This window comes from Mycolicibacterium arcueilense, from assembly GCF_058536225.1.
In genome coordinates, this window is sequence record NZ_JBZTYL010000007.1 from 446892 (window position 1) to 460821 (window position 13930).

Annotated in this window: 13 protein-coding genes; 9 read left to right on the top strand and 4 right to left on the bottom strand. The window is 64.6% G+C overall.

Going from position 1 to position 13930, the window contains the following annotated elements:
• Positions 1-23: 23 nt before the first annotated feature.
• From AC4LGL_RS06345 to AC4LGL_RS06365, 5 genes are all read left to right on the top strand, one after another.
• Positions 24-740, top strand: coding sequence for an aldolase/citrate lyase family protein (locus AC4LGL_RS06345; protein WP_174814597.1), 717 nt, complete (start codon positions 24-26; stop codon positions 738-740).
• 131 nt (positions 741-871) lie between these two features.
• Positions 872-2044: an acyl-CoA dehydrogenase family protein gene (locus AC4LGL_RS06350; protein WP_061263254.1), complete on the top strand. Its 1173-nt coding sequence runs from the start codon at positions 872-874 to the stop codon at positions 2042-2044.
• 21 nt (positions 2045-2065) lie between these two features.
• Complete coding sequence (locus tag AC4LGL_RS06355) at positions 2066-3088, top strand: acyl-CoA dehydrogenase family protein (RefSeq protein WP_061263344.1); 1023 nt, start codon at positions 2066-2068, stop codon at positions 3086-3088.
• A complete protein-coding gene (locus AC4LGL_RS06360) occupies positions 3085-4236 on the top strand; it encodes an acetyl-CoA acetyltransferase (RefSeq protein ID WP_061263255.1) in 1152 nt (383 codons plus the stop codon). Before AC4LGL_RS06355 ends, AC4LGL_RS06360 begins: the two co-directional genes overlap by 4 nt.
• Positions 4237-4302: 66 nt before the next feature.
• Entirely contained in the window at positions 4303-5781 is a 1479-nt protein-coding gene (locus AC4LGL_RS06365; protein ID WP_061263345.1) for a class I adenylate-forming enzyme family protein, read from the top strand.
• 120 nt (positions 5782-5901) lie between these two features.
• Here AC4LGL_RS06365 and AC4LGL_RS06370 read toward each other — a convergent pair whose 3' ends face one another.
• Together AC4LGL_RS06370 and AC4LGL_RS06375 are read right to left on the bottom strand one after the other, a co-directional pair.
• The gene (locus AC4LGL_RS06370; RefSeq protein ID WP_491838057.1) at positions 5902-6261 is read right to left on the bottom strand and encodes a nuclear transport factor 2 family protein; all 360 of its coding nucleotides are present in this window, start codon (positions 6259-6261) and stop codon (positions 5902-5904) included.
• Entirely contained in the window at positions 6246-6857 is a 612-nt protein-coding gene (locus AC4LGL_RS06375) for a TetR family transcriptional regulator (protein WP_077743319.1), read from the bottom strand. The genes AC4LGL_RS06370 and AC4LGL_RS06375 overlap by 16 nt, the downstream gene beginning before the upstream one ends.
• Positions 6858-6931: 74 nt before the next feature.
• Between AC4LGL_RS06375 and AC4LGL_RS06380 the strand changes: the two genes are divergently transcribed.
• Complete coding sequence (locus AC4LGL_RS06380) at positions 6932-8164, top strand: FAD-dependent oxidoreductase (protein WP_061263257.1); 1233 nt, start codon at positions 6932-6934, stop codon at positions 8162-8164.
• A gap of 8 nt (positions 8165-8172) precedes the next feature.
• Here AC4LGL_RS06380 and AC4LGL_RS06385 read toward each other — a convergent pair whose 3' ends face one another.
• Positions 8173-9258, bottom strand: coding sequence for a phosphotransferase family protein (locus tag AC4LGL_RS06385; protein ID WP_061263258.1), 1086 nt, complete (start codon positions 9256-9258; stop codon positions 8173-8175).
• A 49-nt stretch (positions 9259-9307) separates the two neighbouring features.
• Here AC4LGL_RS06385 and AC4LGL_RS06390 point away from each other — a divergent pair, with 49 nt between their 5' ends.
• Positions 9308-10369: a TIGR03857 family LLM class F420-dependent oxidoreductase gene (locus tag AC4LGL_RS06390; protein ID WP_061263259.1), complete on the top strand. Its 1062-nt coding sequence runs from the start codon at positions 9308-9310 to the stop codon at positions 10367-10369.
• Positions 10362-11696: a phosphotransferase family protein gene (locus tag AC4LGL_RS06395; protein WP_491838058.1), complete on the top strand. Its 1335-nt coding sequence runs from the start codon at positions 10362-10364 to the stop codon at positions 11694-11696. Before AC4LGL_RS06390 ends, AC4LGL_RS06395 begins: the two co-directional genes overlap by 8 nt.
• An 18-nt stretch (positions 11697-11714) precedes the next feature.
• Here AC4LGL_RS06395 and AC4LGL_RS06400 read toward each other — a convergent pair whose 3' ends face one another.
• Positions 11715-12350, bottom strand: a complete 636-nt coding sequence (locus AC4LGL_RS06400; protein ID WP_061263261.1) for a TetR/AcrR family transcriptional regulator — start codon at positions 12348-12350, stop codon at positions 11715-11717.
• Between the two features lie 127 nt (positions 12351-12477).
• On the opposite strand from AC4LGL_RS06400, the gene AC4LGL_RS06405 reads away from it, so the two are divergent.
• The gene (locus tag AC4LGL_RS06405; RefSeq protein ID WP_061263347.1) at positions 12478-13893 is read left to right on the top strand and encodes an amidohydrolase family protein; all 1416 of its coding nucleotides are present in this window, start codon (positions 12478-12480) and stop codon (positions 13891-13893) included.
• Positions 13894-13930: the final 37 nt, after the last annotated feature.

Here is a 13930-nt window from a genome sequence, read left to right on the forward strand (position 1 = left end):
GGGCCGGACGCCCGAGATTCGGCATGTGGCTGGCTTCTGGAAGCGGGTACGTCACCGAGATCTGTGCGGGGTCCGGTATCGACTGGGTGCTGCTGGACCAGGAACATGCTCCCAACGATCTGCACACCACGCTGGAACAGTTGCAGGTGCTGGCCGGCTACCCCGACGTCGACGTCCTGGTGCGCCCGCCGTCCGCAGACCCGGTCACGATCAAGCGGCTACTCGACATCGGAGTGCAGAACCTCATCGTCCCGATGATCGACGACCCCGCGGAAGCCTGTGCGGCGGTGGCGGCCACGCGCTACCCACCCACCGGCATCCGCGGCGTGGGCAGCGCCCTAGCGCGCGCGTCCCGGTGGAATCGGATCTCGGACTACCTGGCGACCGCGGACGCATCGGTGTCGCTGACCGTGCAGGTTGAGACGGTGGCGGCGCTGGAGCAGCTAGGTGACATCGCCGATGTCGACGGCGTGGACGCGGTATTCATCGGACCCGCCGACTTGGCCGCGTCGATGGGCAAGCTCGGCCAGCCCGAACACCCGGAGGTGGTGCACACCATCGAGACTGCGCTGGCGACGATCGTGGCACACGGCAAGAGTGCCGGGGTGAATGCGTTCAACGAGGCGATTGCGCGGCGGTACGTCGCAGCCGGCGCGAGTTTCGTGCTGGTCGGTGCGGATGTAGCACTGCTGGCGCGGGGGGCCGAGCAGCTGGTCGACAGGTATCGGGAATCGTCGTGAGATACGAGTATCTGACTTGTTCGTCACTAAAACGGACCGGGTGAGTAGCGTGTACTTACGCGACTATTACGCGCTCCACCGTCGCTGTGGCGCCATTGTTTCTGACGATCCTGTCACCTACACTCGTTAGTATGGACCTGGACTTCACTCCTGACCAGATCGAGTTCCGCGATCAGGTCCGCACCTGGCTCGACGAGAACAAGCCGAGCGAACCCCGCCCCCGTGACGATGCGGGCATCCGTGAGTACGACCTGGCCTGGCAGCGCACCCAATGGGCGGGCGGCTGGGCCGGCATCGCGTGGCCGCAGGAGTATGGCGGCAAGGGCCTGACCCTGCTGCAACAGCTGATCTGGTACGAGGAGTACGCCGCACGGGGATTCCCCGGTATCGACGCGTGCTTCGTCGGCCTGTCGCACGCCGGGCCGACACTGATCACCAGGGCCACTGATGCGCAGAAGTCCCTTCATCTGCCGAAAATCCTTCGTGGCGAGGTGATCTGGTGTCAAGGATTCTCCGAGCCGGACGCCGGATCGGACCTGGCGGCGCTGCGCACCAAAGCGGTAGTCGACGGCGATCACTTGGTCGTCTCCGGACAGAAGTTGTGGACCAGCTTCGCCACTGTCGCCGACTACCAGGAACTCTTGGTCCGCACCGACAACACCGGCGGCAAGCACAGCGGCATCACCTGGGTGATCTGCGATATGAGCACACCGGGTATCGATGTCCGCCCGATCGAGACCATCGAGGGCGGCGCCGAATTCTGCGAGGTGTTCTACGACGATGTCCGTATCCCGCTGTCCAATGTGGTGGGCGATGTCGGTGCGGGGTGGTCGGTTGCGATGGCCACGCTGTCGTTCGAGCGGGGGACCGCCTTCACCGCGAACCAGGTTCGACTGGCCAAGATCATCGAAGACCTCATCGACTATGCGCGCGACCATGTCGGCCCCGATGGTCGCCGGCCGGCAATTGCCGACGACGAGATCGCCCGCCGACTGGCTCACGCACGGGCATCGGTCGCAGCGCTGCGCGCGCTTACGTACACCAATATCTGTGAGGCGATGAAGACCGAAACCCCAGGCCCGCGTGGGTCGATCGTCAAGTTGATGTATGCAGAGTTGGCCAAGGAAATAGGCAAATTGGCGATGGACATTGTTGGTCCCGCGTCGAATCGTCATTCGTCACGATGGGACATCGACGGGTGGGTGGGCTACTACTACTACAGCTTCTCCCAGGCGATCGGCGGCGGCACCTCGGAGATTCAGCGCAATATCGTCGGCGAGCGGGTGTTGGGGCTGCCCCGATGAGTGATCAGTCAGGAGACGGCCGTGAACCTGTTACCAGGAGCTGAACAGCTCGAAATCGTTTCGGCGGCAGGGGAGTTCCTCGCCGAACGGATGCCGGTCGAACGCATCCGCGCCGACCGGAATGCGGAAATGTCAGTGCCCGAACAGCTCTGGCGCGAGGGTGCGGAGATGGGCTTGCTCACACTCGGGCTCGACGAGGAGTTCGGTGGGTCCGGTCGGCCGTTCGACGACGAGGTGTTGCTGTTCATCGAACTCGGTAAGCGACTCGCACCCGGCCCGTTCCTGGCCTGCACCCTGGCCGCCCGGGTGGCCGCGCGCAGCGGGGACACTGCGCTTGCCGAGCACATCGGTTCCGGACGTGCATTGGTGGCGCTCGCGGTGCTGCGAGGCGACGGTGAAGTCCGGCCCATCAAAGGCACCTTCGACGTCTTCGAACCCACTGGGGCCTCTTATGCACTCGTGGTGGCCCGCAGCGGGGCTGCGGTCATCGACATCGAGTCGCTCGGCGAACTGACGCCGGTGGATGCCGCTGACCCCGGTACCCGAATCGCCACCGCCACCGTCGAATCCGCCGAACCTCGGCACTGGCTGCCCACCGACGACGAATGGATCTGGGGTCGGGCCATGGTGCTGTCGGCGGCGTTCCTGTCCGGTCTGGCGGCCGCGGCAGGCGCCTCAGCGACCGAACATGCCAAGACACGAGAGCAGTTCGGTAAGCCGATCGGTGTGCATCAGGCCATCAAACACGCCTGCGTCGATATGGAGATTGCTGCCGAAGCCGCACAGGCACAGGCGTTCTTCGCCGCGATCGCACTAGCTGACGGGCGTGCCGACGCGCTGTGGCAGGTACTCTCGGCGGTGACTGTCGCAGGCTCGGCTGCGGTGGACAACGCCGCCGCCGGGATCCAGGTATTCGGCGGCATGGGCTACACCTTCGAAAACGATATGCACCTATATCTCAAACGCGCGCATGTGTTCCGACATCTCTTCGCTGAGCCCACCGAGGTGCTGGCCGAATTGCTGGCGCAGGACCGCGCGCAGTGAATCGCGGTGTTGCGATTGCCGGGGTTGCGCTGTCCGACGTCGGCCGAGTCGACGACAAGAGTCCCTATGAGCTGATCGCGCAGGCTAGTCGGCGGGCACTGGCGGATGCCGGGCTGACACCCGCCGATGTCGACGGACTGGCCTCCACCGGGCAGGGCACCCTACCTCCGGTCGACGTCGGTGAGTACCTCGGTCTGCGGCCCAGATGGATTGACTCGACCGCCGTCGGGGGCGCGTCATGGGAGGTGATGGCAGCACATGCCGCCGATGCCATCGCCGCCGGGCACGCCGACGTGGTGCTGCTCACCTACGGGTCGACCGCGCGGGCTGATCTTCGAAAAGGCCTGCGGGGAGCCAGCATCAACTGGGGTGCCCGCGGGCCGCTGCAGTGGGAGGCACCCTACGGGCACACTCTGATCTCCAAGTACGCAATGGCGGCGCGTCGGCACATGCACACCTACGGCACCACCATCGAGCAGCTGGCTGAGGTTGCGGTATCTGCACGATTCAACGCCGCCGACAATCCCGAGGCCTACTACCGAGATCCGATCACCGTCGACGACGTACTGGCCGGGCAGATGATCGCCGACCCGTTCACCAAGCTGCACTGCTGCATCCGCAGTGACGGCGGGGCGGCTGTCGTTCTGGTCAGTGCCGAACGTGCGAAAGATCTCAAGAGCAAACCGGTCTGGATGCTCGGAACGGGCGAGACCACCTCCCACATGCTCACCTCTCAGTGGGACGACCTCACCGTTGGCCCGGCTGCCGTCAGCGGCCCGCTGGCCTTCGCGCGCGCCGGGGTATCCCCGGCAGATGTCGACGTGGCCGAACTCTACGACGCATTCACCTACATGCTGCTGCTCACGCTGGAAGACCTCGGGTTCTGCCCGAAGGGCGAGGGCGGGGCGTTCGTCGAGTCGGGGGCCTTGCGGCTGGGCGGCGCACTGCCCACCAACACCGACGGCGGCGGGCTGTCGGCGTGCCACCCCGGGCAGCGCGGTCTGTTCCTGTTAGTCGAGGCGGCACGCCAATTACGCGGGGAATGCGGGCCGCGGCAGGTTCCTGACGCCAAGATCGCCTGTGTCAGTGGTACCGGCGGATGGTTCTGTTCCAGCGGCACCGTGATCCTCGGCGCTGAACAGCCGTAGATGCCCGACCAGCCCAATCAGCCCGCCGACACTACGGTTTGTGACAAGTACTCATCGAGTTCCGTCATGAACCGTAGTTTCGCGAGTACGCGGGAGCTGTTGGAGGCGGCGGCTCTGGCCCACGGCGACCGGGAGGCCTACGTCGAGCCGGGCGGGCGGGTCACGTTCGCCGAGTGGATAGGCCGAGCCCGCAGCGTTGCTGCGCAATTCGCCGAACTAGGGGTCGGCAAGGGCGACGTGGTCACGCTTTGGCTGCCGTCGGGCATTGACTATGCGACGTGCTACGCCGCAGCAGCGTTGATCGGAGCCATCACCACCGGACTCAACCCGCGGCTGGGCCGGCGCGAACTCGAATCCATCGTCCAACAGGCTGATCCCGCATTGATCGTGGCCGATGAACAACTGGGCGAGCTGCCGGCTGCCGGGCGCCGTCTGCTGCGGCGTGATGCTCTGTCGACCGATCCCGGCGGGGTGGCGCCACCTGCCGAACTGACCCGGCGCGACCCTGTGGCGCTGATCTTCACCAGCGGAACCACCGGAACACCCAAAGGAGCGGTGTTCGATGCTGACCGGTTGGCGGCCGGTGCCGCGGCGGCCGGAGTGATGAGTGCTCCCTACGATCGGCGGCTCACCTCGACGCCGTTCGCGCACGCCGGCTACATGTTCAAGCTGTGGGATCAGTTGATCTGGGGCACCACGCTAGTGATCCCGCCGACGCCGTGGTCGGCTCGGGGCATGTTCGACGTGCTGCGCGACGAGCGGATCACCGTGGCCGGTGCCGTACCGACCCAGTGGACCAAGCTGCTCGACGTTGAGGGCGTGAGCCCACGGACGTTGCCGCACTTACGGATCGGTGTGGTGGCGACCGCGCCGGCACCGCCCGAGCTGGTGCGCCGGGTCGCCGAGCGGATCGGTGTGCCGCTGGTGGTGCGGTACGCGATGACGGAATGCCCGACCATCAGCGGCACCGCACCCGATGACATGCCCGAGGTACAGTTCCGCAGCGTCGGACGGCCCGCGGCGGGGACCGAGGTACGTATCGGACCCGACGGTGTCGTCGAGGTCAGTGGTCCGTGCGTGATGCGCGGCTACTGGCGAAACCCGGAACTCACCGCAGAGGTACTGCGGGACGGCTGGCTACGTACCGGCGACATCGGGGTTCTCGGCGACGACGGCAACCTCATCCTGGTGGGACGCCGGGGCGACATGTACATCCGGGGCGGCTACAACGTGCACCCTGGTGAAGTGGAACGGACCCTAGGTGACCACCCCGGGGTCAAACAGGCCGCAGTCATCGGCCGTCCCGCACCGGTGATCGGGGAGATCGGCGTCGCCTTCGTGGTGGCGCGTGACCCTACCGATCCACCGACGCTGGCCGAGCTGCGCACTCATGTGGCAGCCGAACTGGCCGACTACAAGGCACCCGACGAACTGCTGATCGTCGACGAATTACCGCTGACGGTGATGCTGAAGCCCGATCGGGCCGCGCTGCGAGAGCTGATCACTGTGCACGACAATGAGTTTCAGCGGCGGGTGCCGAACTGAGCGCACTGGCTGTCAAACTGATAGGCAATCTGCTGTTCGCTGCCAATGCCCAGCTCATCGCTGCGGCAACACAATTCGGCGACAATCTGGGAGATCGGCGCCCACCGAAATCCGCCGCGATCACTTCTTGGGTGAGGCATCCCAGAAGTCGCGGTTGGTCAGTACTTTGCCGTTGCGCACGGTTCCCACCGATGAGCCGTGCAGGCCTGCCGGTTGCATGACCCACTCAACGGCGAACTGATCGCCGCTGACCAATGCCGTAAGAACCTCGTAGCGGGCGCCCGGCACAAGCTTCAGGGCACCTTCGACGAAGCTCCGGGCTTCGCCTGCGCCCCTGGCGGTATGGCCGGTCGGGACGTCTTCCAGAACGACTTCGTCGTCGAACCAGGCGCTGATCGCCCTGGCGTCGCCGGAATCCCAGTCTGCGTAGTAGCGCTTCACCCAGGATGCGTCGTCGTTCGCCGTCAGTTTGTCGGACACTGCGGATCTCCTTTGGCGGTTGTCAAGATGCGGCGTATCGCACCTTCGATTGGTTGACCGCCATCGCGGCCCAGGTCTTCGGCGCCGGCAGCGGCCAACGCGGGATGGATGGTGTTGCCTTCAGCTCGGCTTCGGGTGGCCAGCCAGCCGACGAACATCAGGTATGTGGCGGTGAATGTCTGTACGGCAACCTCTTCGGTGAATCCTGCATTGCGCAGGATGTCCAGCGCGGTATCGGTGAGCCGGGTGGCCGCCGCTGACGGGCCGGTCGATGTCAGCGCGTGCAAGCCGGTACCCGGATAGGCGAGGAATGCTCGATCCATGGCGAGGACCAGTTCGACGTATTGGTCGATCCAGGAAGCGTCCGGATCCAGGTGCACCTCGATTCGCGCCGCGACGGCCTCGACAACGCGATCGGCAAGGTCGTCACCACCGCGGAGGTGGTAGTGGATCGCCGGAGGGGTCACTCCGCATTCGGCGGCTACTTCGCGAACCGTCAACTTCTCCAAAGAGGATTGCGAGACCACGCGCATGGCGGCTTCCACCACATCGACTTTCGAGATAGGGGACGACTGCGTACCGCCTCGGCGTCCCATGGCTGTACCCCTTCCTGTGGCGTCGGCAGATCTCATTATGTCATAGTAAATGGGATTCGTGGGAGAGGAGCCTGATGGACGCCGATGTTGTGGTTGTTGGTGGTGGGATTGCTGGATGTACGCTCGCGATTCGACTGGCCAACGCGGGAATCGCCGTGACGGTTCTCGAACGTGAGCAGGCCTACCGCGACATCGTGCGTGGAGAGGCCATGGTGCCCTGGGGTTTTCGGGAGGCCGTCGAACTTGGAGTAGCCGAAACGATCTTGCTGGCCGACGGTGTCTCGGTGATGACAAAGATGGTCCCGTACGACGAGGGCTTCAGCGTCGAGGAGGCCCAGCGGCGGTCCCGGGACCTTTCCACCGCGGTACCGAGCGCGCCGGGAGTCGTCGGCGTGGGCCACCCAGAGCTGCGCGAGGCGCTGGCCACCGCTGCGGCCAAGGCCGGCGCCGAGGTTGTACGCGGCGTTCGCCGGACGTCAATAAAGGCCGGTGCGACCCCCTCCGTCGGCTACGAGACGGACGACGGCACCCAAACTGCCATGTGCCGCTTGATCGTCGGAGCTGACGGCAAGATGTCGGCTACCCGATCGGCGCTAGGTATGACGCTGTTCACGACACAGGCCCGGGTTCGCTTGTCGGGCATGCTGGTTGACGATGGAGGGGTATGGGATCGCGCAGAAACGGCCATATCTGTGGACGGCCGGAACCAGTACATCGTCCTTCCGCGCGCTGACAACCGACTGCGGCTCTATGTCGGTCGCAGGGTCGACGACCCCGAGCCGCTCAGGGGGATCTCTGCGGTCGGCGAATTCATGAACGCGTTCCGAACGCCAATATTCCCAAATTCGAGCGCTCTCGCCGCCTCCACGCCGATCGGTCCGTGCGCGACGTTCCCGATGAATGACGCCTGGGTTGACGAGCCCGCCGTGCCCGGCGCGGTGCTCATCGGCGATGCGGCCGGCTGGAGCAATCCGGTTACTGCCCAGGGGCTCAGCATCAGCATGCGTGACGTGCGGGTGCTATCGGAGGCGCTGTTGGGCAGTTCCGACTGGACTCCGCATGGGCTGGCTGAATATGTCCACGAGCGGCGCATGCGGATGAGCCGCCTGCGCTTCGCCAGTGCCCTGACAGACCTGCTCACCGGTTTCGGCATGCCGGATCGGTTGGCCCGTCGGTCGCGGATGTTCAAGTTGCTGCATCGCCGTCCCGAACTCGGTGCCGCCCTAGATGCTGTGCACGCCGGCCCGTGGGAAGCGCCGGACGAGGCGTATACGCCTGACATCTTGACCACGCTGGCGCTGGCCTGAGCGAAGCGCTACAGCCGCCGCAGGTACCGCTCGACCAGGTCGACCGCGGACTGCGGGTAGCTGCGCGCGGTGGCGACATCCAGCCCGTCGCGCACCAACAGCAGCGCAAGCCGATTGTTGATCAGCGACAGTACGAAGGCCGCCACCAGCTGGTAGTAGACGATGTCGCCGGTGAGCTTCCCGCCGAATTCCCGGTAACGGCTGACGAATTCGTCATCGGTCGGCACCCCCGGAGGTCGGGCGAATCCCAGCGATTCGCAGAGAAACGTCTCGAACATGAGCCACCAGCCGAGATCGATGTCGGCGGGTCCGGTGCTGGCTGTCTCCCAGTCGAACAGGGCGGCCACCGAGAGATCATCGGCGAACGACATGTTCCCGACGCGCGCGTCTCCCCAGACAATGGTCTCGGCGTTGGTCTCGGGAGCCTGATCGTGGATCACCCGCAGCGCACGGCCCAGGGTGTCTGCGCCGACCTTCAGGTCGTCGCGGCACCAGTTATACCAACCCTGCAGGGTGTGCAGGTAGCGCTGTAGCGCGGTGGACCCACCGGGGTCAGTGGCGCGAAGAAACTCCAGGTCGGCCGGAGCATTGACCTGGTGGACCGCCACCAGTGCGCGTAAGCCGTTGTTGCACAGCAATTCCCGTTCTGATGCTGACAATTCGACAGTCCACCCACGCTTATGCCAGCTCGGGACATCGGACGGGGTGCGGCCGTGAACCCGCCGCATCACATAGAACGGTGCTCCCAGTATCGATGGATCTGTCTCGACCCCCACAATGTGTGGCACTGCGATTCCGTGCCGCCCGAGTCTGCGCATCACCTCGGCTTGCCGAGGCGCATTGGGTGTGGTGAACAGCTGATGGTCCTTGGCCTGCAGCCGCAATACCAGATCCTCGCTGCGAGGACGGCTCTGCGGATCGGTCCAGGTCGCCGTGAAGAACACTGTCTTCCCGGAGTAGCCGGCGTCAGGCGCGCTGAAATCGGAAATCTCGATCGGCGTCGCGTTGTCCGGCTTCAGGCATTGCGGCAGCCAACCGCGCATGATGTCGTCGATCCCGGAACCGATGTCACCACGCGTTGATGTGTAGGCCACGCTATACCCCTTTCGCCCACAAAGTGAACACTAGTGTCAGAATAGGGCGATGGACGCCGAAATATCCAGTCGCGTACCGCTCGGTGCTTACACGCTGCCGGGCCGGGTTTCCGACCCCCGGGCAGCGGTGGCGCAGGCCGATGCGGCTGAACGGCTGGGACTGCGGACCCTGTGGCTCAGCGAGCGATGGGGTACCAAAGATCTGGGTGTGATCGTCGGTGCGCTCAGCCAAGTCACCACAACGGTCCGAATCGCCTCAGGCATAACTCATTTCCAGTCCCGCCATCCTGCGCTGCTGGCTTCGCTGGCGATGACGGCCCAGGCGTTATCGGACGGCCGCTTCATCCTGGGCATCGGACGTTCCGTGGACGCCATGTGGGCCGCTGTCGGTCTTCCGCGCTCGACGAACGCATCGATCGTTGATCACGCCGACATCTTCCGGCGACTCTGCCGCGGGGAGAAGGTGCGCTACGACGGACCGGCAGGTCGGTATCCGTCGCTGCGACTCAACGATGTACCCGATCAACCGGTGCCTTCGCTGGTTTTCGCTGCTATCGGTCCTAGAGGCCTGGAGTTGGCCGGTCGGCACTTCGACGGTGTGTTGCTGCACCCGTTCCTGACTCCGTCGGCGGTGGCGCGCGCTGTAGCGGTCGTCCGAGACACCGAGCGATCCGCAGGGCGGCCGGTAGGTAGCGTGCGGGTGTACGCCACGGTGGTCGTCGCCTGCGATCTGCCCGCGGCGGAGGAGCTCGCTGTGGTGGGGGCCAGGGCGGTCACCTACTACCAGATTCCGGGGTTCGGGGAGCGCCTGGCGGCGGCGAACGGATGGGATCCGGAACCATTGGAGCGCTTACGCTCTCACTCTCTGCTGGCTGGGATCAGGGGCGCGGCAGACTCGGTGCTCACCCGCGAGCAATTGGTCGAGGTGGCGTCGGTGTTGCCAGTTGAATGGACCGCGGAGGCGGCTGCGGTTGGATCGGCGCGGAACTGCCACGAGGCTTTCGAACGCTATCGCGACGCGGGCGCAGACGAACTCGTCTTGCACGGCAGTACCCCCGATCGGTTGGGCCCGTTGTTTCCGACTATCAAGGTAGGTCCCGGACGTGAATGAAATCGAGCTGATCAGCGAATGGGTTCGCACCGGTCTGGGCGGTGAGGTTCTCGCGATCGAACGACAGACCCGGTGGCGACCGAACTGGCTTGTCGACGCAGAGCTCGATGGTCAGCGCCTCGAACTGATGGTGCGTGGACACCGGATCGACTCACCGCTGGTGTTCCCGCTGCACCACGAGATGACCTTCCAAGATCTCCTGTACCGGAACGGTATTCCGGTTCCACGGGTGTATGGCTGGCTCGAGGCCCTACCGGCCTACGTGATGGATCGGGTGCCGGGGCGCCCCGACTTCGCCGACTCCGCCGTGGCCGAGCGTGACGCGGTGATGGCTGAATACATGCGCATCCTTGCGCGTATTCACGCACTGAACGTCGATGAATTCGACGCGGCAGGTACGACCCGGGCATCGTCGCCAGTCTCGACTCCAGGCTCGGTCGGTATGGCTTACTTCGAGAAGCTCTACCGGCAGACCAAGGGCAGGCCGGATCCCTTCGTGGAGTTCGCGTTGGGCTGGCTGCGCCGAAACCCGCTGCCCGACAACACTCGCGAGGCACCTGTCGTGTGGGACTCCGGTCAGTTCCATCATGAGGACGGCAAGATCATGGCACTGCTGGATCTCGAAATCGGTCACATCGGTGACCCGATGATGGACCTGGCAGCCTTTCGCATGCGCGACACGGTTCTGAACTTCGGCGACTTCGATGAGCTCTACGGCATCTACGCCGAGGCTGGCGGGGCCGAGCTCGACATGGAGGCAATCCAACACCACCACTTGTCGTTCACCCTGACCAATGAACTCGCCTTTCATGGTGCTCTGGCGGCTCCGAGCCCGGGTTCGGCGTATATGACCAATTTGCAGTGGTGTACCGAAACCAACCTGCACTCGGTCGAAGCCTTCGCTGAGCTGCTGGGCTACGACCTTGACGAGACGATCGATGTGCCCGAACCGGCGCAGTTCACCAATGATGTTGCGTTCCATCACATGGTTCAGACGCTGGGCTCGGTGACCATCGACGAGCCGTTCGCCCGCTACGAGGTCCGCAATTCATTTCGACTGGCCAGACATCTGCTGCGCCGGCAGGAGATCGGGGCGCAGCTCGACGAACAGGATCTTGATGATCTGACGCCGCTGCTAGGGCACCGGCCCCGGGACGTCGTCGCCGGTGACGCCGAGTTGGAGGACTTCGTCCTCGCTGACGACGGGCGCCACGACGAGGCCCTGGTCCAGTTGTTCTATCGACGCTTCCTGCGCGCCAATGCCGTGCTGGGGCCCGCCGGATCGGCAATGACCGTCCACCGGAAGGTGCAGCCTTTCAAGGGATGACGCGGCGCAGATTCCATCTCAGCGTGGCGGACCGAGCCGTTGCAGTATACCGTCGATGACCTCTATGGCATTGTCGCGTGCCTGATGTGGATCGGGAGCGTTGGCAACGAACTGGGCGGCTTCGTCGGCGGCGGCGAGCAGCACATGGGCAAGCACGTCTAGTGGCTGCGGAATGACGGCACCCTGCTCGACCGCCTTCTCCAGGAGAGCGCGAATCGACCCGAGACCGAATTGAACCTGTAGCTCGCGCCACCGCTGCCAACCGAGCACAGCAGGGCCCTCGATCATCAGGATGCGCTGAACCTCGCCGGTGAGCGACGACTTCAGATAGGCACGCAGGCCGGCGCGCAATGCGCCCAAAGCGTCGTCGGCATCTTCGGGCCGCGGCGCTTGGCTGTTGACTTGTTCCTGGACGGCGAGAAAAACCGCGAGGAACAGTGCTTCCTTGTTCGCAAAATGGTGGTAGAGCGCACCTCTGGTGCCCACGCCTGCGGCCGCGACGATCTCCTCGGTGCCGGTAGCGAAGTAGCCCTTCTCGACAAAGAGTCGGCGCCCAGCAGCGACCAGTGCAGCGCGGGTGGCCTCAGCACGTTCGGCGATCTCCGCCGTACGGACAGCACGCTTCTGCGCTTTTGACGGTTGACCACTAGACATACAATTTGTATCCTCTACATACAGCCTGTATGTACCGCGTGCGGTGGCACCAGGTCGATCGGATTGAGTGCTCGATATTGCAAAGGTATCCCGCGCAGCGCCGGATGCCGTGAATCAGGAGCGAAACATGGGTGAGACGCAGGACAAGGTGCTGATCTTCTCGGCCGATGGGCATGCCGGCGCGAAACGGATGGCCGACTATCTGCCCTATTTCGATCCGGATGTTCGCGACACCGTCAAGGATCTGTTGTCCGAGGAGGAGCAGGCCTATCGACGAATGCTGGCTCCGGACTTCAGTTCGGGGCCGCGCGAGGAGCCGGCGGCCGAGTTGGACCCGCGCTGGGCCCCCGCCTTCCCGGAGCGCTTCGGTGGCTGGGACATCGGCGTACGCATGGAACAGCTCGATCGCGAGGGCGTTGCGGGTGAGATGTTGGTACCGGGGCACCAGTTCTCGTCACTGCCATTGTTCAGTGTGGTGAACAAGCCCTTCGAGGCGAGTTTGCGCGACGCAGGCATGCGGGCGTACCACCGGTGGCTGGCCGACTTCATGTCCGGGGGCGACGGTCGGCTCTACGGAATGGCGGACCCGGGTACGTGCCACGACATCGAGGCCTCAGTTCGCGAACTGCATTGGGCGCGCCGGCACGGCTACGTCAGCGTAGGTGTGCCCGGCATCATCGAGGACCCCGCCCTGCCGGCTATCGTCAGCGACCACTACGAACTGTTCTGGAAGGCGTGCGTCGACCTCGATCTCACCCTCGCAGTGCACGCCGGGTGGGGATTCCCGCAAGGTCGCTATCAGGAGTTCATCTCGGCGTTCGTGGCCACCCATCTTGGCGGCGCGGAGGCAAGCCAGATGATGGCTACTCAGCAGCGACTTGACGAGCAGGCCCGCGAGGCGCTGCAGAAGGAGTTCGCCGAATCCCCGGCATCGCCGTTCCGCTTGGATTACGGCCCACGCCGGTTGCTCTGGCAATTGATGATCGGTGGAGTGTTCGACCGGTACCCGCAGCTGCGGTTCGTCCTGACCGAGGTCAGGTCGGATTGGCTGCCAATCACACTGCAGATTCTCGATTCCTGGTACGAGCAGCGGGATACTCCGCTGAAGATGCGCCCGAGTGAATATTGGGAGCGTCACTGCTTTGCGACCCCGTCATCGATTCACAAGGTCGAGGTCGAGGCCCGCGACGATATCGGTGTGGATCGGCTGATGCTGGGCATCGACTACCCGCATCCGGAAGGCATGTGGCCTGACACTTGGAACTGGATCAAGGTGGCGTTCGCCGGAGTTCCGGAAGGTGATGCCCGAAAGATCCTGGGGGAGAATGCACTACGTGCCTTCCCAGTGGACGGTGCGCATCTGCGCGCAGTGGCAGACCGGATCGGTCCAGCTTCGATCGACGTGTTGACTGGCGGTGACGCCGTGCCAACGGAACACGTCGAGCACTACCACCGGCGGGGCGGATTCCTGCGCCCCACCGAACGGGTCGATCAAGACGCGGTGCTTCGGTTCGCAGACGAGGATCTGCTGCTCGCACCCTGAGCTGATACCGCCTGTCAAGGCGGCACTGTGCAACAAA

Coding starts and splice junctions, on each gene's coding strand:
- AC4LGL_RS06390 (WP_061263259.1), top strand. CDS start 9,308: ATGGACGCCGAAATATCCAGTCGCGTACCGCTCGGTGCTTACACGCTG.
- AC4LGL_RS06375 (WP_077743319.1), bottom strand. CDS start 6,857: ATGGGACGCCGAGGCGGTACGCAGTCGTCCCCTATCTCGAAAGTCGAT.
- AC4LGL_RS06405 (WP_061263347.1), top strand. CDS start 12,478: ATGGGTGAGACGCAGGACAAGGTGCTGATCTTCTCGGCCGATGGGCAT.
- AC4LGL_RS06345 (WP_174814597.1), top strand. CDS start 24: ATGTGGCTGGCTTCTGGAAGCGGGTACGTCACCGAGATCTGTGCGGGG.
- AC4LGL_RS06400 (WP_061263261.1), bottom strand. CDS start 12,350: ATGTCTAGTGGTCAACCGTCAAAAGCGCAGAAGCGTGCTGTCCGTACG.
- AC4LGL_RS06380 (WP_061263257.1), top strand. CDS start 6,932: ATGGACGCCGATGTTGTGGTTGTTGGTGGTGGGATTGCTGGATGTACG.
- AC4LGL_RS06365 (WP_061263345.1), top strand. CDS start 4,303: ATGAACCGTAGTTTCGCGAGTACGCGGGAGCTGTTGGAGGCGGCGGCT.
- AC4LGL_RS06350 (WP_061263254.1), top strand. CDS start 872: ATGGACCTGGACTTCACTCCTGACCAGATCGAGTTCCGCGATCAGGTC.